Below are 23633 nucleotides of genomic sequence, written 5' to 3'. Positions count from 1 at the left end.
GCGATCAAGACCCACCGCCGTACCCGCGCCGGTGACGCGCACGAGCGCGGCGTCACCCCGAAGACCGCGCCGATCGGCGTCGGGCTCGGACTGCCTCGCATCGGCGCACCCGCCCCGGAACCCGCGGCCGCGAGCTGCTCGACCGGCTGCGACGCATGACCGCGAGCCCGCAGGACAACGACGACGCCACCCGTGGCGCCGATGGATCTGTCCCCGCGTCCGGCGACGACCAGCGCGGCGCGTCCGCGGCCGACCGGGGGCGCGAGCCGGCGAGCCCCGACGCAGACGAACGAAACGAGGATTCCGTGAGCTCGGTCGAGAGCACCGCCGATTTCGAACAGTTCCGCGACGATCTCGACGCCGTCGAGCGCAAGATCGCCGGTGAGATCGATCCCGGCGTCCGCGCGATGGTCGTGGCAGGCGCGGTGTTCCTGCTGCTGGCCTCGCTGGTGCTGTCGCACGCCGGCGCGGCGCGCGGCTTCGACGTGCTGCTGAACACCGACGTCGCGCGGGCCGAGCACATCGGGCTGCCCTCGCGGATCTTCGTGTGGTTCGTCGTGGTGTTCGGCATCGGCTTCTCGATGCTGGCGCTGATGACCCGCCGCTGGGTGCTGGCTTGGGTCGCGGTCGCGGGCAGTGCCGTGGCGGCCGTGTTCGGCGTGCTGTCCATCTGGCACCGCCAGACGCCCGGGCTCGGCAACTACGTCGGCGCGGGCCCCGGCCTCGGCCTGATCCTCGGCGCGATCGTGACCGTCGTGCTCACCTTCCACTGGATCCGGGTGGTGTGGAGCCGCACCGCGCTGCACTTGGCCGCGGAGGAGCAGCGCCGCAACGCCGCCGCGGCGGCGGAGGAACGCGACCGTCGTCGGCTCATGGGCGATTCCTGACCGGCTCTTTCCATACGACAGCGCCCGTCCCAGCCGGGAGGGGCCGCTGTTCGTTTCGATCGGGCCGATATCTCAGCGGTTGCTGACGGCGCCCTCGGCGGCCTCGGCCCACTCTCGCCACTGTTTGGCCTGTTCCAGCGCCTTCTCCGCGTCGCGAGCCTTGCCTGCGGCCTGCGCCTTCGCGGCCTGCTCCTCGAACTGCGCCACGCGCTCGCGGAACTGGGCGGCGCGGGCCATCGCCTCGGGGTCGGTGCGCCGCCACTGCGCGTCGACGGCGTCGCGCACACGCTTCTCGATAGCCCGCAGCTTGCCTTCCAGTTCCTGCATGCGCTCGCGCGGAACCTTGCCGATGGCGTCCCACTTGTCCTGGAGCTCGCGCAGCGCGCCGCGGGCCGCTTCCAGGTCGGCGGACGGATCGATGTAGGCGTAGTGGTTCAGCAGTTCCTCTTTGGCGGCCGCGTTGTGCTCGAACTCGGCGTCGCGCTCGGAGACCGCGGCGTTGCGCGCGGCGAAGAAGACGTCCTGGGCGCTCTTGAAGCGCCGCCACAGCGCCTCGTCGGCCTCGCGCGGCGCGCGACCGGCGGCTTTCCACTCGGTGAGCAGATCGCGGAAGATGCCCGCGGTGGCCACCCACTCTGTGGAGCCGGACAGTTCCTCGGCCTGCACGCACAGTTCTTCCTTGCGCGCCTTCGCGGCGGCGCGTTCGCGATCCAGCTCGGCGAAGTGCGCGCCGCGGCGGCGGTTGAACGCCTCACGCGCCTTGGAGTAGCGCTTCCACAGCGCGTCGTCGACCTTGCGGTCCACGCCCCGGATCGACTTCCACTCGTCGAGGATCTCGCGCAACCGATCGCCCGCGGCCTTCCACTGGGTGGACTCGGCGGCGATCTTCTCCGCCTCGGCGGCCAGCGCCTCCTTGCGTTCGGTGTGCTCGTGCCTGGCGCGTTCCTTCTCTTCCTTGGCGTGCGCGGCGGCCTCTTCGGAGTGCTCGGCGATGGCCTGCAGGCGCCGGGCCAAGCCCTCGATGTCGCCGATGACGGCGGCGGTCGGCAGCGACTCGGCCAGCGTGACGGCGGCGGCCTTGGTCTTGCGTGCGTCCGCGCCCGCGGCCAACCTGGCCTCCAGCAGGGCGACCTCGGTGGCCAGATCGTCGAACCGGCGGCCGAAGTGGGCCAAGCCCTCCGCGGCGTCACCGGCCTGCCACGAGCCGATCTGGCGTTCACCCTCGGCGGTCTTCACCCACGCGGTGCCGTCTTCGTCGACCCGGCCCCACCGGCTCGGATCGGAGACGGTGGGCACGACGACGGGATGGGGATGCTGCTGGGCCGGGCCCGGGGCGGGTTTGACCGCGTGCGGTTTGGGCGGTTGAATCGAGCGGCCCGGTTTCGGAGCACCGGAAGAACGGGGCATCTTGCCGGGTCCGGCTTTCGCGGTTCCGTTGCTGTCGGTCATTTTTCCTCGTCCCTGCCGCGCGTCACGGCTGCCTGGTTACGCCCTAGCTCATTCCATTCAACCCGGTCCGAGCCCTTGTGACCATCGATCCATGCCTTCCCACGGAGGAATCCCGCGGATTCCAACCCCTGATGACCTGGGTTGTAGCTCCTCGAACACTATCAATCTCGGCGGTATTTACGGCAGAGACACTCGAAGCCGGCCGGTACCGGCAGGACCCGCAACGACTACGGTTACGACGTGTTCTCCGTCGCCGCCCTCGTTCCGTCGCCGCCCGTGCTGGTCCCCGAGTTGTGCGGTGGTGCGGCGGACACGGCGGGAGCAGGGGATTCGGATCCGCGCGCGGTGCTGCGGTCGGCCGTGCTCGACACCGTGCGCGCCTTCGCGTCCGTGACAGGCCACTGGACGGTGATAGGCGCCGATGCCGGTGACCGCACGTTCGGTCCGGAGACCGTCGGCACGTTCCGCGGCTTCGGCGTCGACGTGCGGATCGGCCTCTCGAGTGCCGCCGTCGCCGGAGCGCGGCAGGCCGATGCCGGGTTGCCGCTGGCCGTACTGATCGGCGGGTGGCTACGCGGGCAGGTCGCCCCCGACGCGGTCGCCGAGGCGAGTGTCGTCGCCGCGGACGCGCCCGCGGAGCATTGCCGGGAGGCCGGGACGAAGCTGCGTGCCGAGCTGGACAGCGACGGCGAGCCGCGCGGTGTGCTGGTCGTCGCCGACGGCGCGGCGACGCTGTCGGTCAAGGCGCCCGGCTACCTCGATGAACGGGCCCGTCCGGTGCAGGACCGGCTGGACGACGCGCTGAGCGCGGGTGATCGCGCCGCGTTGCGGGCACTCGACTCCGGACTGTGTGCCGAACTGGGCGTGACGGGCCGCCCGGCCTATCAGGTGCTGGCCGGGCTGTTCCGCGCCGATCCGCTGGTCGAGACGCGCTACCGGGACGCCCCGTTCGGAGTCGGCTACCACGTGAGCCTCTGGCGGCCCGCGGGAGACGACGCGCCGTGACGGATTCCGGCATCACTCCGATCGCGGTCGTCGGCCCCACCGCCACCGGCAAATCCGATCTGGCTCTCGACCTGGCCGAACAACTCGGCGGCGAGATCGTGAACATCGACGCCATGCAGCTGTACCGCGGCATGGACATCGGCACCGCGAAGCTGCCCGTCGCGCAGCGCCGGGGCATCCCGCACCACCAGCTCGACGTGCTCGACGTGACCGACACCGCGTCCGTGGCCGCGTATCAGGCGGCGGCGAGCGCGGACGTCGTCGCGATCATGGGGCGCGGCCGGGTGCCCGTCATCGTGGGCGGCTCGATGATGTACGTCCAGGCGCTGTTGGACCAATGGGAGTTCCCGGCCACCGATCCGGCCGTGCGGGCGCGCTGGGAGGCGGTGCTCGCCGAGCAGGGCGTCGCGGCCGTACACGCGGCGCTGCGCGCGGCCGATCCGGTGGCCGCTGCCACCATCCTGCCCACCGACGGGCGCCGTATGGTGCGTGCGCTCGAGGTCGTGGAACTCACCGGACAGCCGTTCGCCGCGTCGGCGCCGACCATCGGGCGGCCGCGCTGGGGCACGATCGTCATCGGCGTCGACCGGGAGACCGCGGCCTTGGACGCGCGCATCGAGCGGCGCACCGCCGCGATGTTCGAAGGCGGGCTGGTCGAGGAGGTACGCGGCCTGATCGAGTGCGGCCTGCGCGAGGGCGTCACGGCCCGGCGGGCCATCGGCTACGCACAAGTCCTGGCCTATTTGGACAACGAATACGACCTGAACCATGCTCAGGAACGCACCCTGATCGGCACGCGGCGCTACGTGCGCAGGCAACGCTCCTGGTTCCGGCGCGATCCCCGGGTGCGGTGGGTGGACGGCACCGCCCCTGATCCGGCCGCGACGGCGCTGGCCCTGCTCGACGAGAAAGAACGGACTCCGCAGTGACCCGACGTGTGAGCACGCGCAACGCCTCCGTCCAGGTGTGGCAGGCCTACCTCAACAACCGCACCAAGCGTCATCGCGACGGCCGTTTCCTGGTGCAGGGCGTGCGTCCGATCACGCAGGCCATGGCCAACGACTGGCCGCTGGAGACGCTGCTGTACCGGCTCGGCGGCCCCGAGCTGTCCAGCTGGGCGCGCGAAGTGCTGGACACCAGCGGTGTGCCACAGGTCGGCCTGGTGCCCGAGCTGATGGCCGAACTCGGCGAAAAGGCCGCCGGGATACCGGAACTGGTGGCGGTCGCGGAGTCGCGGCAGCCCGAACTGGAGGCCTTCGAGCCGGGTGAGCCAGGGGAGGACGCGCCGGTGGTCGTGGTGTTCGACCGGCCCAACTCGCCGGGCAACCTGGGCACGCTGATCCGCTCGGCCGACGCGTTCGGCGCCAGCGGCGTCATCGTCACCGGACACGGCGCCGACCAGTACGACCCGCAGGCGGTGCGCGCCTCGACCGGTTCGCTGTTCGCCGTGCCGGTGATCCGCGCCGCCGGGCCCGCGCAGGTGCTGGAGTTCCGCAATCGGCAGATCCGCCGCGGCATCCCGACCCGCATCGTGGGCACCGACGAGCACGGCAGCCACGCCGCCTACGACTACGACTTCACCGACGCGACCATCCTCGTCATCGGCAACGAGACCAGCGGTATGAGCGCCGCGTGGGAGGCGGCCTGCGACGACATGGTGCACATCCCGATGGGTGGGACGGCCAGCTCGCTGGGGGCGCCCTCGGCGGCCGCGGTGGCGCTCTACGAAATTTCCCGGCAGCGCCGGACGTTTGCCAAATGACGACGAGACAGGGAGACATCGCACGTGCCGGATATCGAGTTCACCAAGGGTCACGGCACCCAGAACGATTTCGTGGTGCTGCCCGACCCGCAGGCCGGCCTCGCGCTGACGGCCGAGCAGGTCGGCGCGCTGTGTGATCGCAGGCGCGGGCTCGGCGCGGACGGCGTGTTGCGGGTCGCGCGGGCCGGTGCGTTGCAGGCCGCCGGTGTGCTGGCGGAGCTTCCGGAGGACGTGGGCGCCGACGACTGGTTCATGGATTACCGCAACGCCGACGGCTCGATCGCGGAGATGTGCGGCAACGGCGTGCGCGTATTCGCGCATTACCTGCACGCGGCGGGATTGGAAACCCGCGACAGCTTCGTGGTCGGCAGCCGCGCCGGGGCGCGTCCGGTCACCGTGCATGCCGGGAACTCGGTCACCGGGGACGTCACCGTCGGCATGGGCCGGGTGCGCGAACTCGGCCCGTCCACCGCGACCATCGCGGGCTGGGCGCTGCCCGGGCTCGGCATCGATGTCGGCAATCCGCATTTGGCCTGCGTCGATCCGGGCATGTCCGTGGACGCGCTCGGCAAGCTCGACCTGACCGTGCCGCCCGGCTTCGATCCGGACCTGTTCCCACACGGGGTGAACGTCGAGATCGTCACGGCGCTGGACGCCGAGAGGTCGGTCGACATGCGGGTCTACGAGCGCGGTGTGGGCGAAACCCGTTCCTGCGGAACGGGAACCGTCGCCGCGGCCGCCGCGGCGCTGGCCGCCGACGGCTTCCGGATCGGCGCCGACTCCGGTCGGGTGACGGTCCGGGTGCCCGGCGGCGAACTGACCGTCGGGCTCGAGCGCGGCTCGGCATGGCTGCGCGGGCCGTCGGTTTTGCTGGCCTCGGGTCGCCTCGCCGGGGCCTGGTGGGACGGTCGGTAGCGGCATCGCCCCGATAACCGGGTGCGTGCTGCGGTGATGTCGTGGCAGCATGGATGGTGTATGAGGAAGTCAGAGACGTATGAATTCACTCCGGCGGACGCGAACGATCGTGCCGCCGATGCGGCCGACGACGCGGTGTCCGGCGAAGACGCGGTGACCGGCGACGTCGTCGCCGAGCACCGGGCACGGATGCGGCGATCGGGTTGGTCGGCCGATCCGACAACCGGTGAACTGCAGTTGGAGGACCGCAGTTCGCTCCGCCGTGTTGCGGGCCTGTCCACCGAGCTCACCGACATCACCGAGGTCGAGTACCGGCAGCTGCGCCTGGAGCGCGTCGTGCTGGTCGGGGTCTGGACCACGGGGACCGCCACGCAGGCCGAGGCCAGCATGGCCGAACTCGCCGCGCTCGCCGAGACCGCGGGCTCCGAGGTGCTGGAAGCGTTGATCCAGCGCCGCGACCGGCCGGATCCGGCCACCTACATCGGCTCCGGCAAGGCCGACGAGCTGCGCTCCGTGGTGCTGGAGACCGGCGCGGACACCGTCATCTGTGACGGCGAGCTGACCCCCGCTCAGCTGACCGCCCTGGAGAAGGTGGTCAAGGTCAAGGTGGTCGACCGGACCGCGTTGATTTTGGACATCTTCGCTCAGCACGCCACTTCCCGGGAGGGCAAGGCGCAGGTCTCGCTGGCCCAGATGGAGTACATGCTGCCCCGGCTGCGCGGCTGGGGTGAGTCGATGTCCCGGCAGGCCGGTGGCCGCGCCGGTAGCAACGGCGGCGTGGGTCTGCGCGGCCCCGGTGAGACCAAGATCGAGACCGATCGTCGTCGCATCCGTGAGCGGATGGCCAAACTGCGCCGGGAGATCCGCGAGATGAAGACCGCGCGCGACACCATGCGGTCGCGCCGCACGTCCAGTGGCATCCCGTCCGTCGCGATCGTCGGCTACACCAACGCGGGCAAGTCGAGCCTGATGAACAAGCTCACCGGCTCCGGCGTGCTGGTCCAGGACGCCCTGTTCGCCACCCTGGATCCGACCACCCGCCGGGCCGAACTGGACGACGGGCGCGAGGTCGTCTTCACCGACACCGTCGGCTTCGTGCGGCACCTGCCGACCCAGCTGGTCGAGGCCTTCCGCTCCACCTTGGAGGAGGTGACCGGCGCCGACCTGCTGGTGCACGTGGTGGACGGCTCCGACGCGCTGCCCGCCGAGCAGATCAAGGCGGTCCGCGAGGTGATCACGGACGTGATCAAGGAATCCGGTACACCCGCCCCGCCCGAACTGCTGGTGGTGAACAAGACCGACGCGATGGGGCCGACCGAACTCACCAATCTGCGTGCGCTGCTGCCGGACGCGTCGTTCGTGTCGGCGCGCAGCGGCCGCGGGATCGATGGGCTGCGCGAGCGGCTCGCCGAGCTGCTCGGGGACTTGGACGTGGAGATCAGCGTGCTGCTGCCGTACACGCGCGGTGACCTGCTCGCCCGCATCCACGCCGATGGCCGCATCCTCGGTTCGGATCACGAAGAGGGCGGAACCCGCGTCCACGCGCGCGTCCCGCATGCTCTCGCCGCCGCCTTGTCGGAGTACGCGCACGCGGGCACGGCCGGTACGCAGGATTAGGTCGAGCATCTCACTTCCTGAGATGTGACGCTGTCTTTCCGCGCGCTGGTTCGCGGCGTATCCGTGCTCGTGGATCGCCGCTGAAGTGCGAGTTCGCGGCAGGCTTGCCGGGACGGCGAACGAGCTGGTCGATCGACCGGATCGGGCGTGTCGCGATGCGACGCGCACATCCGGTGCGACGCAGTCGATTTCGTTGCGCTATCGTCATCGAATCGACACCAGGAGGGTTCATGTCGGACGCCCGCTCCGATTCCCGCACCCGGCGCTCCGGCGCCGCGAACAGCGCCGATCCGGCGCTCAGCGACGGTGCGCCGCTGTCGGTTTCGCTGACCGACACCGATCTGCGGGTGATCGACACCCTGCTCGCGCCGCTGCGCGCGTGGACCAGCCCGCGCTTCTACGGCTTGGAGAACATCCCGGCCGACGGCCCGGTGCTGCTGGTCGGTAACCACAACCTGCTGGGCGGCATCGACGCCCCCATGCTGCTGCCCGAGGTGCTGCGCCGCCGCGGCCGCTTGATCCGCGGTCTCGCCGAGAACGTGCTGATCAACGTTCCCGGTGTCCGGCACCTGCTGCACCACTACGGCGCGGTGCGCGGCACTCGGTCCAACTGCCTGGCCCTGCTCCGGCGCGGCGAGGCCGTGATGGTGTTCCCTGGCGGTGGCCGGGAGGCGGTCCGCCGCAAGAACGAGAAGTACCTGCTGAAGTGGGAGGGGCGCAGCGGTTTCGCGCGCATGGCGATCGAGGCGGGCGCGCCCATCGTCCCGGTCGCGATGATCGGCGTCGACGACGCCTACGACATCCTGGTCGACGGCGACCATCCGATCCTGCGCCCCCTGCGCTGGACCGTGGAAGCGCTCGGGCTCAGCCGCGACCTCACCCCGCCGCTCATCCGCGGCGTCGGTCCCACCGTCATCCCGCGTCCGGAACGCTTCTATTTCTCCGCCGGTGCGCCCATCGACCCGGCGCCGTGGCGCAACGCGGGCGACATGCACGCCGCCGCCACGGAATTCCGCGACGTAGTGCGCAAAGCGCTGGAGGAGGAGATGAACTTCCTCTTCGCCGAACGGGCGCGCGACGAAGGGCGCACCTTGGCGGGCCGATTGCGCGGTTGGCTGACGCGCTGAGGGCTGCGGCGATCCGCGCGACGGTCGACTGTTCATCGTCCGGCTGTTCGGCGTCGGCGTCGGTGCTGCGAGCGCGGCACGTCACGTAGGGCGATTCGTCGCAGAGCTCACGGCTCGACCGTTCCCACGCCCGATCGGCACTTCAGCCGCGGAGTTTCCCGGCCGGACGCACCGCCATCGCGACCTGGAGCTTGCGCGGCGGCGGCGGTCGGCGGGCCGAGTCGTCGGAACAGGTCGAGCGACGGCCGGTTCTCGAGCGCGCCGCGAGCTGGGTTGGACCGGCGGAGGGTCCGGCCGACTGTCATGTCCGAGGCCGGACACCTCGCGCACCACTGGGATGGCTGGGGCTCGCCTGGCCGAACGGCTCGCAGTCACTCCGGTCATCCGCGCCGACACCATCGGGCCGTCGACGGATCCGACCTCGCGCGCCGGGTGGCGGACCGCGGCGGTCGTTGGCATCGGCGAGCGGTGTCTGCGCCTGTCGGCATTTCGCCTGAGTCTGCTCAGTCGGTGTCCGTGGTCGCGCAGTCCGTCGTCTTGATCGACAACTGAAGCGCGTGCCGGTCAGTGGCAGGCCGGCCTCGTTCTGCGGCGTCCCGCCCAGGGTGGCGATCAACCGTCCCATGCCTTCGATCGTTTGCCGGGAATCTCGTCCGCTGATCTCGACCCGATCCGCCGCTCCTGGTGAGACCATGGTTCCGGCCCCAGAAGTGAACAGGGATTCTCGCCCCGGGTACGGTATGGGGCAACGACTGGTCGGTGTGGACCGGCCGGTGTGGTCACTAGGAGGTTGGCGTGGAACGCACACTGTTCGAACCCGAGCACGAACTGTTCCGGGAGTCGTTCCGCAAGTTTCTCGATCAGCACGTCGCGCCGAATCACGCGAAGTGGGAGGAGCAGGGCATCGTCGACCGGGCGGTCTGGCTCGAGGCGGGCAAGCAGGGCTTCCTCGGCATGGCCATGCCGGAGCAGTACGGCGGCGGCGGGGTGAAGGACTTCCGCTACAACGCCATCGTCTCGGAGGAGTCGGTGCGCGGCCAGTACTCCGGCCTCGGCTTCTCGCTGCACAACGATGTGATCGCGCCTTATCTGCTCGAGCTGGCCAACGAGGAGCAGAAGCAGCGCTGGTTGCCCGGCTTCTGCGCGGGCGAGATCATCACCGCGATCGCGATGACCGAACCGGGTACCGGTTCGGACCTGCAGGGCATCAAGACTCGCGCGGTGCGGGACGGGGACGACTGGATCCTCAACGGCGCCAAGACCTTCATCACCAACGGCATCAACTCCGACATCGTGATCGTGGTGGCGCAGACCGACCCCGAGAAGGGGGCCATGGGCTTCAGCCTGTTCGTGGTCGAGCGCGGCATGCCCGGCTTCGAGCGCGGCCGCAACCTGGACAAGCTCGGCCTCAAGGCCCAGGACACCGCCGAGCTGAGCTTCACCGACGTGCGCGTGCCCGGCAAGAACCTGCTCGGCACCGAGGGGATGGGCTTCATCCACCTCATGCAGAACCTGCCGCAGGAACGTCTGTCGATCGCCGTCATGGCGGCGGCCGCGATGGAGTCCTGCCTGGACATGACCGTGCAATACGTCCGCGACCGCAAGGCGTTCGGCAAGCCGATCGGCGCGCTGCAGAACACGCGCTTCGTGCTCGCCGAACTGGCCACCAAGACCACCGCGGTGCGGCTGATGGTCGACAAGTTCATCGAGCTGCTCAACGAGGGCAAGCTGACCGCGGAGGACGCGGCGATGGCGAAGTGGTGGAGCACCGAGGAGCAGCTCGACCTGATCAACCGCTGCCTGCAACTGCACGGCGGATACGGCTACATGAAGGAATACCCGATCGCCAAGGCCTACATGGACGCCCGCATCCAGACCATCTACGGCGGCACCACCGAGATCATGAAAGAGATCATCGGACGCAGCCTGAAGCTGTCCTGACGGCGCGAATTCCGGCTCGGGCCGACGGCTGCCGCCGGCCCGGGTGCGGCACAATCGCCTTCCGAGGTGATGGCGAACTCGCCGTTCGCCGGTCGCCGGAGTGGAGGAGATGCGATGCCGAGTCTGGCCAACCAGGTGGTGCGCGGGTACCTGAAGGCGACGCGGGCCAATCGCGTGTTCATCGATGCCGAGTCCGCGCGCAAGCGGGTTCTCGATCGGAGCGTGCGGCCGCGCAACTACGGTCCGCCGCGCCGGCTGCGCGCGGATGTGACGATCACGGTGGAGCGTCGCGGCGGCTGGCCGGTTTACACCCTCACTCCGCGCGGGCGCACGCCACGAGGGAACGTTGTGTACGCACACGGCGGCGGCTGGGTGCACGAGATCGCGCCGCAGCACTGGGCGCTGTGCGCGGCGGTCACCGCGGAAGCCGGTGCGGCGGTGACGGTCCCGATCTACCCGCTGATTCCGTTCGGGACGGCAGGTCAGGTCGTCGCGGGCTTCGTGGAGCTGGCGCTCGCCAACCGGGAGACCTACGGAAATGTATGCGTGGCAGGGGATTCCGCCGGAGGGCAGATCGCACTGTCGGCCGCGGTGGCCCTGCGGGACGAGCACGACGTGCGGCTGCCCGGCACCGTGCTCATCGCCCCCGCGCTCGATCTGTCGCTGACCAATCCGGAAATCGAGGTCGTGCAGCCACGGGACCCGTGGCTGGGCGTCGCGGGATCGCGGGTGTTCATCGAACACTGGCGCGGCGATCTCGAGCTCGCCGACCCGCGCGTCAGCCCACTGGCCGCCGACCCGCGCGGACTCGGCCCGCTGACGGTCTTCTGCGGCACCGATGACATCCTGTGGCCGGACACCCTCCTGCTGGTCGAGGCGGCGCGCGGCGCCGGGGTCGTGGTGGACTACCACGAGGCTCCCGGCCTGCCTCATGTCTATCCGCTGACCCCGACCCCGGAAGGGCGTGCCGCGCGTCGGGTCGTCATCGAGAGTCTGCGTAGCGCGCTCGCCAGTTGAACGACGGTGCGGTGCCGAATCGCGTTATCGCCGCCCGGTTCGCGTGCGAGCTCGGCTGACGCGGACAAGGGCAGGGCCTCGCCGCCGACGGGGCTGTCCAGGGCTGCGAGCGGCGGATTCGTCGTGGGCACCGTGGCGGTGTCGTAGGTCCATGACCTGCCCACGTCGAACCACGGGATCGCACCGGAGAAGACGGACACGGCGGCCGAGTAGCGGCGCGCAACGATCGATGGGCGTGGGTCCCCTGCCGGGAGTCGAACGGAATCGACCGCGACGTGCTCGATCGGACGTGTGGTGCGGACCTCGATTCCGATCATCACCAGTCGTGGCACGGCGTCGAACCCGTAGCGCCCGGCTACGTACCGGCTGCGGGCAGCGTGACCACGAAACGGGCACCGGGCGCGCCGTCGGTGACGTGAATGGTGCCGCCGTGGCGTTCCACGACGTCGCGGACGATGGCCAGGCCGAGGCCCGCGCCGCCCTCGTCGCGGCTGCGCGCGTCGTCCAGGCGGACGAATCGCTGGAAGATCCGGTCGCGGTCGGCGGGCGGCACACCCGGTCCGTCGTCGGTGACCGACAGCACCACCCGCTCGTCGGCGGCGTGGTCCACGGCGACGTCAACGGTGTTCGCGGCATGCCGCTGCGCGTTGTCGACCAGGTTGCCCAGGACGCGGGCGAGCTGGGTACGGCTTCCGGTGACCGCGACGGGCTCCTTCGGTGTCGCGATCCGCACGGCCACCCGGTCCCGGACGCGGTGCTCCAACTCCTCCCGGACCAGCACGGTCAGGTCCACCCGATCCGAGCGCGGTTGCTCACCCGCGTCGAGCCGGGCCAGGAGCAAGAGGTCGGCCGCGAGATGTTCCAGCCGGATGGTGTCGCCGATCAGTCCGTCCACTTCCAGCAGTTCGGGGTGTGCCTGGGCCACCTCGAGCTGGGTGCGCAGGCTCGCGATGGGGCTGCGCAACTCGTGTGCGGCGTCGGCGATGAACCGCCGCTGGCGCTCCGTGGACTCCTCCAGCGCGGCGAGCGTGGCGTTGGTGGTGCTCGCCAGTCTGCCGATCTCGTCGCGAGATCCCGGCTCCGGCACGCGGCGGGAGAGATCGCCGTCCATGATCTCGGCGAGCTGCCTGCGAATCGCCTCCACCGGGCGCAGGGCGCGCCGGGTGACCAGCCAGGTCACCAGGGCGACCACGGCGAGCAGCGGGGGCAGGCCGATCAGCATCGCTTGCCGTGCGTCCGCCACCGCGCTGTCGGCGGTCGCCAGCGAGGAGCCCGCGTAGACGGTGGCGGGCTGTCCGCCCCGGATGGTCACCGCGAGGGCGGCGACCCGGAACGGATGCGGCCCGTCCTCGTCGTCCACCGTCAGCCGCACGTCGCCGAATTCGGCGTCGGCCGCCGTGGGGTCCGTGGGTTGCGAAAGGCTTTCGCGGTCCGGCTTCTCGTCCTCGTTCTCTTCGTCGTCCTCCTCGTCTTCGTCATCGTCATCGTCATCGGAAGTCTTGGCGTACGGGCCGAACTCGGCCATGGGCGGTTTGCCCGCGAGGTCGTCGTCGGCCGCGAGCACGCGGCGGTCGAGCGAAACGACCTGCACCGGTTCGCTTTCGGCATCGGGAAGCCGCAGCCGGGCGAGATCCGTGCCCGTCGCGAGCTGCGTCGCCACGTCCTGCGCGGTGGACTCCGCCCGCATTTCGGCGCTGTGCACCAGGTTGTGCCGCAGCACGGCCAGCACCACGAGCCCGGCCGCGGTCAGCGCCACCGCGACCACGACCGTCGCCGCGACCGTGGTGCGCACGCGGACCGAGCGCCACCAGGCCCGCGCGGCTCGCTCAGGCACGATCGGCCGTCAGCCGGTAGCCCGCGCCGCGAACGGTGGTGATCGATCGGCGCCCGAACGGCGCGTCGATCTTGCGGCGCAACGTGCTGATGTAGACCTCGACGATGTTCGGGTCGCCGTCATAGGCGAAATCCCAGACATGGTCCAGGATATCGGCTTTCGAGACCACCTCCCCGGCGCGGACGGCCAGGTGCTCGAGCACGGCGAACTCCTTGGCGGTCAGCGTCACGTCCTGCGTGCCGCGACGGCAGGTCCGGGTGCCCGGGTCCACGGTCAGATCACCGACGCGCAGCACACGGGCGCCGCCGCGGGTCCGGCGGCGCAACAGCGCACGGATGCGGGCCAGCAGCACCAGGTAGGAGAACGGCTTGCTGAGGTAGTCGTCCGCGCCGGTGTCCAGGCCCTCGGCCTCGTCGTATTCGCCGTCTTTCGCGGTGAGCATGAGCACGGGCGTCTCGTGGCCACCGGCGCGCAGCGCGGCGCAGACGCGGTAGCCGTTCATGCCGGGCAGCATGATGTCGAGGATGATCAAGTCGTAGTCGGTTGTCGTCGCCAGATGCAGGCCCTCGGCGCCGTCGTGCACCACATCCACGGCGAATCCCTCGGCAGACAACCCTTTTGCCAGCGTGCGAGCCAGACGTTTCTCGTCTTCGACGATCAGCAGACGCATCCCCCAAGAGTGGCAGACGGATCCTGAAACCGTCTTCAGGTGACTTCAGCTCGCCTTCAGCTCGGTTCGCCACAGTGAACGCATTCGAGATCATCACTCGCGCAGGAGGTTTCCCATGACAACCGTATTCCGCCGTGCTTACGCCGGCCTTCGCTGGCTGCTCGTCGGCACGGCCGTCGCGGCCGCCGTCGTCGGTCTGAGCGCGGTCCTGTCCGCGGTGGCCACCGGCGGTCCGGACGATCACACCGTCGCGTTCCGCTCGGTCGCGGCGGACCGGTCGCTGGCGGCCGATACCGGTATCAGCAGGCAGCAGGCCATCGACAAGGCCCTGGCGGCCGTGCCGGGCGGACGGGTCACGTCCATTCAGCTCGACACGGACCAGGGGGTCGCGGTGTGGGAGGTGGAGCTCACCACTCCCGCGGGCGTGGAGCACGACGTGACGATAGATGCCGACAGCGGCCAGGTCCGCGCCGTGGTCGACCCCGACTGACCGCGTCGGCGGACGCAGGTGTGACGGGTCGGTGCGGGGGTAAGCACGAGGTGTTTGCTGCCGGGCGGCAGGGATCCGGAGGGGGATTCCGGCCGTGGCTTCGCCGGTATCCGTGGTCCGTGGCCGACGTAACGCGTGACGCCCCGGAGACGCGTTCGCCGAGCATCGAAGATTTGCCCCGCGGGAGGTTTGCCCGGGAGTAGCCTCAAGTTGTCCACTCGAGGAATCGAGGTCCGGATGCACGAGATGGCCATCACGCGCGGCGTCATCGACGCCGTCTGTGAGCACGCGGCGGGCCGGCGGGTCCATTCCGTCACCGTCGAGGTCGGCGCGCTGTGCGCTGTGGTGCCCGATGCCATGCGGTTCTGTTTCGAAGTCGCGGCCGAGGCGACGGTCGCCGAGGGCGCGGACCTGGTCCTGGTGGAGATCCCGGGGGTGGCGGCATGCCGTACCTGTGGCGCCGAGTTCCGGCTGCCGGACCCGATCCTGCTGTGTCCCTGCGGCAGCGCCGATGTCGAGATCCGCTCCGGGCGCGAGCTGCGTATCCGATCCATGGAGGTGAGTGAGGCATGTGCGCAACCTGCGGGTGCGGCGACGACGCCGCCGCGCTGATTCGCGTCCCGCACGATCACCAGCGCGCCGACGGGCACGATCACGCCCATGCGGACCATGAGCACACGCACGAGGACCACCATCCACACGAGCACGGCCCCGGCGCCGACCACGTCCACGTGCCCGCCACCGAGACGGTCACCTTGGAGCTGAAGGTCCTCGCCAAGAACGACGAACTGGCGCAGCGCAACCGGGACTGGCTGGCCGAGCGCGGCATCCTCGCGCTCAATATGACGAGTTCGCCGGGCGCGGGTAAGACCACGCTGCTGGAGCGCACCATCCGTGAGTCCGGCCAGGCCCCGATCGCGGTGATCGAAGGGGATCAGGCGACATTGCTCGATGCCGACCGGATCAAGGCGACGGGGTGCCGTGTGGTGCAGGTCAACACCGGCGCGGGATGTCACCTCGACGCGGAGATGATGTATCGCGCGCTGGAGACGCTCGACCCGGCGCCGGGCACGCTGCTGTTCGTCGAGAACGTCGGCAACCTGGTCTGCCCGGCGCTGTTCGATCTGGGGGAGCGGGAGAAGGTGGTCGTCATCTCGGTGACCGAGGGGACCGACAAACCGCTGAAGTATCCGCACATGTTCCAGGCGGCGGGGCTGGTCCTGGTGAACAAGACCGACCTGCTGCCGTATGTCGATTTCGATTTGGACCGATGCCGGGAATACATCCATTCGATACACCCCGGCGTCGAGGTCCTGCCGCTGTCCGTGAGCAGCGGAACAGGCCTGTCTACCTGGTACGACTGGCTGGCCGAGCAGCGTCGCGCGGCCGGTCCGGCGGCTCTTGAGGAAGCCGCCGGGCGCGCTTAAAGTGAAGTGATCAGGATCACATCTGCGGGTGACCCCTTCTTCGAGAAAGGCGAGATTCGGCCCCCGTGGTCCGCTGCGGAAGGTGGCGAGAAATGCCCACTCAGGAAGCAGTACGAGCCGAAGAGACGCTGATCCACGTTCTGTGGATCAACGCGGGACTCAGTTGTGACGGTGATTCGGTCGCCCTGACGGCGGCCACGCAGCCGAGCGTCGAAGAGATCGCACTCGGCGCGCTTCCCGGTCTGCCGAAGATCGCCGTGCATTGGCCGCTGATCGACTACGAGTGCGGCCCCAACGGCGGTGCGGACGACTTCCTGGAGTGGTTCTTCAAAGCCGACCGCGGGGAACTCGAACCGTTCGTGCTGGTGGTCGAGGGCTCGATTCCGAACGAGCAGATCAAAGAGGAGGGCTACTGGTGCGGGTTCGGCAACAACCCCGCCACCGGCCAGCCCATGACGACCAGTGAATGGCTCGACCGTCTCGCGCCGAAGGCCACGGCCATCGTGGCGGCGGGCACCTGCGCGACCTACGGTGGCATCCACGCCATGGCGGGCAACCCCACCGGCGCGATGGGCGTGCCGGACTATCTCGGCTGGGACTGGAAGAGCAAAGCGGGTATTCCGATCGTCTGTGTGCCGGGCTGCCCGATCCAGCCGGACAACTTGTCGGAGACGCTGACCTATCTGCTCTACATGGCGACCGGCCAGGCGCCCATGATTCCGCTCGACGACGCGTTGCGGCCCAAGTGGCTGTTCGGGGCGACGGTGCACGAGGGTTGCGACCGTGCGGGTTACTACGAGCAGGGTGAGTTCGCCACCGAGTACGGCTCGCCGAAATGCATTGTGAAGCTCGGCTGCTGGGGGCCCGTGGTCAAGTGCAACGTGCCCAAGCGTGGCTGGATGAACGGCTTGGGCGGCTGCCCGAACGTCGGCGGCATCTGCATCGGCTGCACCATGCCGGGATTCCCGGACAAGTTCATGCCGTTCATGGACGAACCACCGGGCGGAAAGCTCTCGTCCAGCGCATCGGGGCTCTACGGATCGGTGATCCGCAGCCTCCGTCACATCACCGGACGCACGGTCGACAAGGAGCCGCACTGGCGGCACCGCGGCCGGAAGCTGGAAACCGGCGCGACCCGCACCTGGTAGGAGGTTCTCTGATGACCCAGATCATTCCGGAGCCGTCGCACAAAACGATCGAGCCGGACCGCCTCGTCGAGATGGCGTGGGACCCGATCACTCGCATCGTCGGCAGCCTCGGCATCTACACCAAAATCGACTTCGAGAATCGGGAAGTGGTCGAGTGTCACAGCACCTCGTCCATCTTCCGCGGCTACTCGATCTTCATGAAGGGCAAGGACCCGCGCGACGCGCACTTCATCACCAGCCGCATCTGCGGCATCTGCGGCGACAACCACGCCACCTGTTCGTGCTACTGCCAGAACATGGCCTACGGCGTGCGCCCGCCGCACCTCGGCGAATGGATCGTCAACCTGGGCGAGGCCGCCGAGTACATGTTCGACCACAACATCTTCCAGGAGAACCTGGTCGGCGTCGACTACTGCGAGAAGATGGTCTCCGAGACCAATCCGGGCGTGCTGGCCAGGGCCGAGAACACCGAGGCGCCGCACGCGGGCGACCACGGGTATCGCACCATCGCCGACATCATGCGCGCGCTCAACCCGTTCACCGGTGAGTTCTACCGGGAGGCGTTGCAGGTCAGCCGGATCACGCGCGAGATGTTCTGCCTGATGGAAGGCAGGCACGTCCATCCGTCCACGCTGTATCCCGGTGGACCCGGCACGGTCGCGACGATCCAGTTGATGACCGACTACATGTCCCGGCTGATGCGCTACGTGGAGTTCATGAAGAAGGTCGTGCCGATGCACGACGATCTGTTCGACTTCTTCTACGAGGCGCTGCCGGGCTACGAGAAGGTCGGCCTGCGGCGCACGCTGTTGGGTTGCTGGGGCTCGTTCCAGGACCCGGAGTTCTGCAATTTCGAGTACAAGGACATGGCGGACTGGGGCCGCAAGATGTACGTGACCCCCGGCGTCGTGGTCGACGGCAAACTGCTGACCACCTCCCTGGTCGACATCAACTTGGGACTGCGGATCCTGCTGGGCAGTTCGTACTACGAGGACTGGACCGATCAGGAGATGTTCGTCAAGACCGATCCGCTGGGCAACCCCGTGGACCGCCGCCATCCCTGGAACCAGCACACCAACCCCCGGCCGCAGAAACGCGACCTGGACGAGAAGTACAGCTGGGTCATGTCGCCGCGGTGGTTCGACGGCACCGATCACCTCCCCCTGGACACCGGCGGCGGCCCGCTGGCCCGGCTGTGGTCGACGGCGCTGGCCAACCTCATCGACATCGGCTACGTGAAGGCCACCGGGCACAGCGTGCAGATCAATCTGCCCAAGACCGCGCTCAAGGGGCCGGTCACGCTGGAGTGGAAGGTGCCGGTGCACGGCAGCAACACCCTCGAGCGCAACCGCGCGCGCACCTATTTCCAGGCGTACGCGGCGGCCTGCGCGCTGCACTTCGCGGAGAAGGCGATGGCGGAGATCCGGGCCGGCCACACCAAGACCTGGGAGAAGTTCGAGGTGCCGGAAGAAAGCATCGGCTGCGGCTTCACCGAGGCGGTGCGCGGCGTGCTGTCGCATCACATGGTGATCCGGGACGGCAAGATCGCGAACTACCACCCGTACCCGCCGACGCCGTGGAACGCCAGCCCGCGCGACAGCTTCGGCACGCCGGGTCCCTACGAGGACGCGGTGCAGGGCCAGCCGATCTTCGAGGAGAACGACCGCGAGCACTTCAAGGGCATCGACGTCATGCGCACCGTGCGCAGCTTCGATCCGTGCCTGCCGTGTGGCGTGCACATGTATCTAGGCAAGGGCAAGACGCTGGAGAAGCTGCATTCACCGACGCAGACGCTCACTCCCGAGTGAGTCCGCGTCGGGCGAAACGACCCGGAGGTGACGGTGGAGGATCGCCCGGACGACCGGGACGACGCGACGCTCGACGACTCCCGGTGGCGCGAAGCCGGTGATCGCATCGAGACCTTGCTGGAAGCGAGTTCGGCGGGCGGTGCGCTCGCCCGCGAACGCGCAGAGCAACTCGTGCGCGAACTGGTCGAACTCTACGGCGCGGCGCTGACCCGCGTGGTCGAGCTGCTCGACGACGCGGCGGTCGAGCGGTTGACCCGCGACGATCTGGTCGCGAGTCTGCTGCTCGTGCACGGGTTGCATCCGCACGATGTGGCCACCCGCGTAGGGAACGCGCTGGACAGCGTGCGTCCGTATCTCGGTTCCCACGGCGGCGACGTCCACCTGGTCGACATCGTCGACGGCGTGGTGCGCTTGGAACTGGCGGGTAGTTGCAAGAGCTGTCCGTCCTCGTCGGTGACGCTCGAACTGGCCGTCGAGGACGCGGTGCGGGCGGCCGCGCCGGAGATCGAGTCCATCGAAGTGGTCGCCGCGCAGACCGAGTCGGCGGGGGTGATCTCCGCCGACTCGCTGTTCTCGCGCGTGCGCGCGGACGGCGCGCGGTCCGGCAACTGGGTCGCGGTCCCCGAACTGGCCGAACTCGACGCGGGCGAGGTGGGCGGCTTCGACGTCGCCGGGCTGACGGTGCTCGCCTGCCGGGTGGGAACGGAGCTGTACGCCTATCGCGACCACTGCCCCGGATGCGACCGATCGCTCGCGGGTGCGGCGCTGGAGCGGCGCGTGGGGTTCCCGGCCGGTGACGCGGTGCTGCGGTGCCCGACCTGCCGGGCGCACTACGACGTGGTGCACGCGGGCGCCCGGGTCGACGGTGACGGTCACCTCGAACCGCTCCCCGTGCTCGTGCGCTCCGGCGAACTGTCGGTGGCGGTGCCGGTGGAGGTCCACGGGTGAGCACACCGTTTCGCGCGCTCCAGCGGATCGCCGCCGATCGCGGGCCCGCCCCCCGGCCCGGCGAGCGGTGCGAGATGTGCGCGGAGCCGATCGCCGACCGGCACCAGCACGTAGTGAACGTCGAAGGCAGGCAGCTGATGTGCGTATGCCGCGGCTGCTACTTGCTGTTCGTCGACCAGAACGCGGAGCTGCGGTATCGCGCGGTGCCGGACCGGTATCTCACGTTCCCGGATTTCACGATCAGCCGGGCCGAATGGGACGCACTGGACATCCCCGTGAATCTGGCGTTCTTCTTCCGCAATTCCGCACTGGACCGGACGGTGGCGTTCTATCCAGGGCCCGCCGGCGCTACGGAGTCGGAATTACCTCTGGAGCAATGGAATTCGATCATTCACCGGCATCCCGAGCTGGACGTGCTCGCCCCGGACGTGGAAGCGCTGCTCATCCGGGTGCCCGACCGCCGCACCGAGCGGGCGGCTTGCCTGCTGCTACCGATCGACGCCTGCTACGAGTTCGTCGGCCGGATGCGGCTGCTGTGGCACGGATTCGACGGCGGCCAGGACGTGCACCGATACCTGGAGGAGTTCTTCGCCGAGGCGTCGGCGCGCGCGAAAACCGGCGGTGCGGCATGAGCCCGGTGTACTCGACGACGTTCGCCGTGCTCGAGATCAAACCCGAGCCGTACGCCGTCGCGCCGATCCTGTCCGCGCGCGTCGGCATCGCCGCGCTCGCGGAGGAGCCCGTGCACGCTATCGCCCTGCGCGCGCAGGTGCGCATCGAGCCGTTCCGCCGCGGCTACTCCGACGAGGAGGCCGCAGGGCTGGTCGATCTGTTCGGCCCGCGCGAACGGTGGCACGAGACCCAGCGCTCGTTTCTCTGGATGCACTGCGCCACCATGGTTCCGAGTTTCACCGGCGGCGCCCAAGTGGACCTGCCGATGCCGTGCACCTACGACTTCGAGGTGACCGGATCGAAGTACCTGCACGCGTTGCGCGAGGGTGTGGTTCCGCTGCTGTTCCTGTTCAGCGGGACGGTCTTCATCCGAGGCACGACCGGATTCGCCATCCAGCAGATTCCATGGGACCGCGAGGACAAGTTCGAGATGCCCGTGTCGGTGTGGCAGGGCCTGATGGACGCGTACTTCCCGAATACCGGGTGGGTGCGGCTGCACAACGACACGCTCCGGGCGCTGGCCACCTACAAATCCAGCCACGGCCTGCACGGCTTCGACGACGCGGTGACCCGCCTGCTGACCAGCACCGAGGAGACGCCGTGACGACCGCCGAAGCTCGTGCCCGCGCCCGCGCCGTGGCCGACGCGGTGCTCTACGAGGGCTACCTGCTGTACCCCTACCGGGCCGACGCGCGCAAGAACCAGTCGCGCTGGCAGTTCGGCGTGCTGGGGCCGCACGGGGCCGCCGCGGCGGGACTCGGCGAGGAGTCGACGCTGTCGGCGCAGTGCCTGATCGACCCGGGCGAGAATCCCGAACTCACCCTCACCGTGCGGTTCCTCCAGCTCCAGCGCCGCCAAGTGGTGGACGGGGACGGTACGCCTGTCGCCGAGGTGACCGATGGTGCGCGGTCGTGGCTGTCCTGGGACGAGGCGGTCGAGCAGGAGATCACCGTCGGCCCGGTCCCGCCCGCCCGCGCGATCCTGCCGCTGGACATCCCGGGCGGCTCCGACGCCGAGCAGATCGCCACCGCGGCCGTCTCCGCGCCGGGCACGTTCGTGCGGACCCGGCTGCCGCTGACGGGTGAGCTGGAACTCGCCGCCGACCGGGACGACGGCTTCCTACGGCTCACGGTCGTCCTGCGCAACGTGGGCGCACCCGCGACCGACAAGCGCGACGCCATCGCCCGCTCGCTGATCGGCGCGCACATCATCGCGGAGATCACCGGCGGACAGTTCGTCTCCCTGCTGGAACCGCCGCCCGACGCCACCGCCGTGGCCGCCCGCTGCGATCGGTACCGGTGTTTCCCGGTGCTCGCGGGGCCGCCCGGCGACTACAGCGTGCTGCTCATCTCGCCGATCATCCTCTACGACCACCCGGAGATCGCGGAGCAGAGCGAAGGAGCGCTGTTCGACTCCACCGAGATCGACGAGATCCTCACGCTGCGCATACTCACCATGACCGATGCGGAGAAGGCGAGCGCCCGAGCCACCGACCCGCGCGCGGCGGAGATCATCGACCGCTGCGAGGCCATGTCGCCCGACGCGATGCGGCAGTTGCACGGGGTGCTGCGCGACCCGCACGCCGAGGGGCCCGGGTTGATCCCGGCGATTCCCGAGGGCGTCGATTGGTGGGACCCGCTGGCCGACAGCGCCGTTCGCCCGGACTTGGACGCTGTGCCGGTCGCGGGAGCGCTGGTGCGCAAGGGCAGCCGCGTCCGGCTGCATCCGGCGCGCCGGGCCGACGCCCAGGATCTGTTCTTCGACGGGCAGTGCGCCCGGGTCGTCTCGGTTCACGAGGACGTGGACGGACAGGCGCACGTCGGGGTGGTGCTGGACGCCGATCCGGCGGCCGAGCTGCACGAATGGTACGGGCGCTACCTGTATTTCGCGCCCGACGAACTGGAGCCGCTCGACGGCACCGAGGAATGAAAGGAAGTCCGCTATGGAAACCGTGGGAGTGGTCTCGACGACCGTCGTCGCCGTGCTGGTGGCGGCGGGGGTGTATCTCGGCGTGCGGTCGCTCCCGGATCTGCGGCGATATCTGAAGATCCGGCACATGTAGCGGGGCACCGGAAAGGAGCATCATGGGTGAGCATCGCGAAGAGCCGCAATCGGCACGTGGCGCGCCGGGTTCGCGCGACGCGGGCACGGGCGTCGCGGCCGGAGGCCCGGCGGACCGGGAACCGGGCCACATCGGTCACGAGGAGATGACCTCCGCGCATCCGGAAGACGCCAAGAAGGGCACCGAGTTCACCTCGGAAGCCCCGACCGGCACCGAAGCGGCGGCACCTCCGTACGACGAGCGCAAGGACACCGCCAACGCCCCCGCGGAGACGGCGACCGGAAAGGTCGACGACGCGCGAGTGGGCGGCGCGACGACACCCACCGAGAAAGAGGGGTGACTCGACGGCCGCGGTGCTGATCGCCGGGATCGGCAACATCTTCCTCGGCGACGACGGATTCGGACCCGAGGTGGTGCGCAGACTGCCGCACCACCCCGACCCCGGTGTGCGCGCGGTGGACTACGGCATCCGCGGCATGCACCTCGCCTACGACCTGCTCGACCCCTGGGCGGCGCTGCTGCTGATCGACGCGCTGCCCGACCGCGGCGCGCCCGGCCGGGTCGAGGTGTTCGGCGCCGAGCCGGAGGACACCGGCGCCCAGCTCGACGCCCACGCGATGAGCCCGGACGCCGTCTTCGCCGGGGTACGCGCGCTGGGCGGCGTGTTGCCGCCCACGGTGGTGATCGGCTGCCAGGTCGCCTGCGTGGAGGAGGGTATCGGCCTGTCCGCGCCGGTCGCGGCGGCGGTGCCGGAGGCGGTCGCCGCCGTCGGCGAGGTGCTCGCCGCGTTCCTGCCCGCCGGGACATCCGATGGCTCCCCGCTTCCGCGGGCTACAGCGCGACAGGAGGACTGA

At 69.7% G+C, this 23633-nt stretch carries 23 protein-coding genes and 1 pseudogene; 21 read left to right on the top strand and 3 right to left on the bottom strand.

Annotation, left to right across the window (positions count from 1 at the left end; all coding sequences use genetic code 11):
• Both AB0L97_RS07575 and AB0L97_RS07570 read left to right on the top strand, forming a co-directional pair.
• Positions 1-159, top strand: a pseudogene (locus AB0L97_RS07575) (tRNA (N6-isopentenyl adenosine(37)-C2)-methylthiotransferase MiaB); the annotation flags it as partial.
• Positions 147-887 (top strand): hypothetical protein, encoded by a 741-nt coding sequence (locus AB0L97_RS07570; RefSeq protein ID WP_355071012.1) that lies wholly within the window; start codon positions 147-149, stop codon positions 885-887. The pseudogene AB0L97_RS07575 and the gene AB0L97_RS07570, both read left to right, overlap by 13 nt.
• Positions 888-959: 72 nt before the next feature.
• On the opposite strand, the gene AB0L97_RS07565 is transcribed toward AB0L97_RS07570, so the two are convergent.
• On the bottom strand, positions 960-2336 hold the full coding sequence (locus AB0L97_RS07565) for a DUF349 domain-containing protein (RefSeq protein WP_356961492.1): 1377 nt from the start codon (positions 2334-2336) through the stop codon (positions 960-962).
• 240 nt (positions 2337-2576) lie between these two features.
• On the opposite strand from AB0L97_RS07565, the gene AB0L97_RS07560 reads away from it, so the two are divergent.
• The 8 genes from AB0L97_RS07560 (at position 2577) to AB0L97_RS07525 (ending at position 11720) form a co-directional block, all read left to right on the top strand.
• Entirely contained in the window at positions 2577-3341 is a 765-nt protein-coding gene (locus AB0L97_RS07560) for a hypothetical protein (protein ID WP_364426077.1), read from the top strand.
• Positions 3338-4270 carry a tRNA (adenosine(37)-N6)-dimethylallyltransferase MiaA gene (miaA, locus tag AB0L97_RS07555; protein ID WP_364426075.1) on the top strand — a complete coding sequence of 311 codons (933 nt, stop codon included), beginning with the start codon at positions 3338-3340 and terminating at the stop codon, positions 4268-4270. The genes AB0L97_RS07560 and miaA overlap by 4 nt, the downstream gene beginning before the upstream one ends.
• On the top strand, positions 4267-5103 hold the full coding sequence (locus AB0L97_RS07550; protein ID WP_364426073.1) for a TrmH family RNA methyltransferase: 837 nt from the start codon (positions 4267-4269) through the stop codon (positions 5101-5103). The genes miaA and AB0L97_RS07550 overlap by 4 nt, the downstream gene beginning before the upstream one ends.
• Before the next feature lie 33 nt (positions 5104-5136).
• Positions 5137-6018 (top strand): diaminopimelate epimerase, encoded by an 882-nt coding sequence (dapF, locus tag AB0L97_RS07545; RefSeq protein WP_364426104.1) that lies wholly within the window; start codon positions 5137-5139, stop codon positions 6016-6018.
• A gap of 189 nt (positions 6019-6207) precedes the next feature.
• Positions 6208-7635 (top strand): GTPase HflX, encoded by a 1428-nt coding sequence (gene hflX / locus AB0L97_RS07540; protein WP_355071016.1) that lies wholly within the window; start codon positions 6208-6210, stop codon positions 7633-7635.
• A gap of 230 nt (positions 7636-7865) precedes the next feature.
• Positions 7866-8762, top strand: coding sequence for a lysophospholipid acyltransferase family protein (locus tag AB0L97_RS07535; RefSeq protein WP_364426071.1), 897 nt, complete (start codon positions 7866-7868; stop codon positions 8760-8762).
• A 795-nt stretch (positions 8763-9557) separates the two neighbouring features.
• Positions 9558-10703 (top strand): acyl-CoA dehydrogenase family protein, encoded by a 1146-nt coding sequence (locus AB0L97_RS07530; RefSeq protein WP_355070250.1) that lies wholly within the window; start codon positions 9558-9560, stop codon positions 10701-10703.
• Between the two features lie 114 nt (positions 10704-10817).
• Positions 10818-11720: an alpha/beta hydrolase gene (locus AB0L97_RS07525; protein WP_364426068.1), complete on the top strand. Its 903-nt coding sequence runs from the start codon at positions 10818-10820 to the stop codon at positions 11718-11720.
• 355 nt (positions 11721-12075) lie between these two features.
• Here the strand turns inward: AB0L97_RS07525 and AB0L97_RS07520 are convergent, their stop codons facing one another.
• Together AB0L97_RS07520 and AB0L97_RS07515 are read right to left on the bottom strand one after the other, a co-directional pair.
• Positions 12076-13554, bottom strand: coding sequence for a HAMP domain-containing sensor histidine kinase (locus AB0L97_RS07520; protein ID WP_364426066.1), 1479 nt, complete (start codon positions 13552-13554; stop codon positions 12076-12078).
• Positions 13547-14224, bottom strand: coding sequence for a response regulator transcription factor (locus AB0L97_RS07515; RefSeq protein WP_355070257.1), 678 nt, complete (start codon positions 14222-14224; stop codon positions 13547-13549). The genes AB0L97_RS07520 and AB0L97_RS07515 overlap by 8 nt, the downstream gene beginning before the upstream one ends.
• A 115-nt stretch (positions 14225-14339) precedes the next feature.
• Here AB0L97_RS07515 and AB0L97_RS07510 point away from each other — a divergent pair, with 115 nt between their 5' ends.
• The 11 genes from AB0L97_RS07510 to AB0L97_RS07460 all read left to right on the top strand — a co-directional run bounded on the left by AB0L97_RS07510 (position 14340) and on the right by AB0L97_RS07460 (position 23633).
• Positions 14340-14714 carry a PepSY domain-containing protein gene (locus AB0L97_RS07510; RefSeq protein WP_355070259.1) on the top strand — a complete coding sequence of 125 codons (375 nt, stop codon included), beginning with the start codon at positions 14340-14342 and terminating at the stop codon, positions 14712-14714.
• Between the two features lie 237 nt (positions 14715-14951).
• Positions 14952-15326, top strand: coding sequence for a hydrogenase maturation nickel metallochaperone HypA (locus tag AB0L97_RS07505; protein ID WP_355071017.1), 375 nt, complete (start codon positions 14952-14954; stop codon positions 15324-15326).
• On the top strand, positions 15284-16141 hold the full coding sequence (gene hypB, locus AB0L97_RS07500) for a hydrogenase nickel incorporation protein HypB (protein ID WP_364426063.1): 858 nt from the start codon (positions 15284-15286) through the stop codon (positions 16139-16141). The genes AB0L97_RS07505 and hypB overlap by 43 nt, the downstream gene beginning before the upstream one ends.
• A gap of 92 nt (positions 16142-16233) precedes the next feature.
• Positions 16234-17289 carry a hydrogenase expression protein HypE gene (locus AB0L97_RS07495; RefSeq protein WP_355070263.1) on the top strand — a complete coding sequence of 352 codons (1056 nt, stop codon included), beginning with the start codon at positions 16234-16236 and terminating at the stop codon, positions 17287-17289.
• Positions 17290-17300: 11 nt separating this feature from the next.
• Positions 17301-19097, top strand: a complete 1797-nt coding sequence (locus AB0L97_RS07490; protein ID WP_355070264.1) for a nickel-dependent hydrogenase large subunit — start codon at positions 17301-17303, stop codon at positions 19095-19097.
• Positions 19098-19130: 33 nt separating this feature from the next.
• Positions 19131-20045, top strand: a complete 915-nt coding sequence (locus AB0L97_RS07485; RefSeq protein WP_364426101.1) for a NifU family protein — start codon at positions 19131-19133, stop codon at positions 20043-20045.
• Positions 20042-20677, top strand: coding sequence for a DUF5947 family protein (locus AB0L97_RS07480; RefSeq protein WP_356961512.1), 636 nt, complete (start codon positions 20042-20044; stop codon positions 20675-20677). The genes AB0L97_RS07485 and AB0L97_RS07480 overlap by 4 nt, the downstream gene beginning before the upstream one ends.
• Positions 20674-21321, top strand: coding sequence for a DUF6084 family protein (locus tag AB0L97_RS07475; RefSeq protein WP_364426060.1), 648 nt, complete (start codon positions 20674-20676; stop codon positions 21319-21321). The genes AB0L97_RS07480 and AB0L97_RS07475 overlap by 4 nt, the downstream gene beginning before the upstream one ends.
• A complete protein-coding gene (locus AB0L97_RS07470) occupies positions 21318-22646 on the top strand; it encodes a hypothetical protein (RefSeq protein ID WP_364426058.1) in 1329 nt (442 codons plus the stop codon). The genes AB0L97_RS07475 and AB0L97_RS07470 overlap by 4 nt, the downstream gene beginning before the upstream one ends.
• Before the next feature lie 155 nt (positions 22647-22801).
• Positions 22802-23119: a hypothetical protein gene (locus tag AB0L97_RS07465; RefSeq protein ID WP_355070272.1), complete on the top strand. Its 318-nt coding sequence runs from the start codon at positions 22802-22804 to the stop codon at positions 23117-23119.
• A gap of 13 nt (positions 23120-23132) precedes the next feature.
• Entirely contained in the window at positions 23133-23633 is a 501-nt protein-coding gene (locus AB0L97_RS07460) for a hydrogenase maturation protease (RefSeq protein ID WP_355070274.1), read from the top strand.

Source organism: Nocardia sp. NPDC051911, assembly GCF_040681035.1.
Taxonomy (GTDB): domain Bacteria; phylum Actinomycetota; class Actinomycetes; order Mycobacteriales; family Mycobacteriaceae; genus Nocardia; species Nocardia sichangensis.
Note: the sequence above shows the minus strand (reverse complement) of the source record. Positions and strands in the feature narration are given on the sequence as shown.

What these genes read in the sequence shown, in the direction of transcription:
- AB0L97_RS07465 (WP_355070272.1), top strand. Translation starts at nt 22,802, where the DNA reads ATGGGTGAGCATCGCGAAGAGCCGCAATCGGCACGTGGCGCGCCGGGT.
- AB0L97_RS07565 (WP_356961492.1), bottom strand. Translation starts at nt 2,336, where the DNA reads ATGACCGACAGCAACGGAACCGCGAAAGCCGGACCCGGCAAGATGCCC.
- AB0L97_RS07490 (WP_355070264.1), top strand. Translation starts at nt 17,301, where the DNA reads ATGACCCAGATCATTCCGGAGCCGTCGCACAAAACGATCGAGCCGGAC.
- AB0L97_RS07515 (WP_355070257.1), bottom strand. Translation starts at nt 14,224, where the DNA reads ATGCGTCTGCTGATCGTCGAAGACGAGAAACGTCTGGCTCGCACGCTG.
- AB0L97_RS07535 (WP_364426071.1), top strand. Translation starts at nt 7,866, where the DNA reads ATGTCGGACGCCCGCTCCGATTCCCGCACCCGGCGCTCCGGCGCCGCG.
- AB0L97_RS07475 (WP_364426060.1), top strand. Translation starts at nt 20,674, where the DNA reads ATGAGCCCGGTGTACTCGACGACGTTCGCCGTGCTCGAGATCAAACCC.
- hypB (WP_364426063.1), top strand. Translation starts at nt 15,284, where the DNA reads ATGTGCGCAACCTGCGGGTGCGGCGACGACGCCGCCGCGCTGATTCGC.
- hflX (WP_355071016.1), top strand. Translation starts at nt 6,208, where the DNA reads ATGCGGCGATCGGGTTGGTCGGCCGATCCGACAACCGGTGAACTGCAG.
- AB0L97_RS07525 (WP_364426068.1), top strand. Translation starts at nt 10,818, where the DNA reads ATGCCGAGTCTGGCCAACCAGGTGGTGCGCGGGTACCTGAAGGCGACG.
- AB0L97_RS07505 (WP_355071017.1), top strand. Translation starts at nt 14,952, where the DNA reads ATGCACGAGATGGCCATCACGCGCGGCGTCATCGACGCCGTCTGTGAG.
- AB0L97_RS07510 (WP_355070259.1), top strand. Translation starts at nt 14,340, where the DNA reads ATGACAACCGTATTCCGCCGTGCTTACGCCGGCCTTCGCTGGCTGCTC.
- AB0L97_RS07495 (WP_355070263.1), top strand. Translation starts at nt 16,234, where the DNA reads ATGCCCACTCAGGAAGCAGTACGAGCCGAAGAGACGCTGATCCACGTT.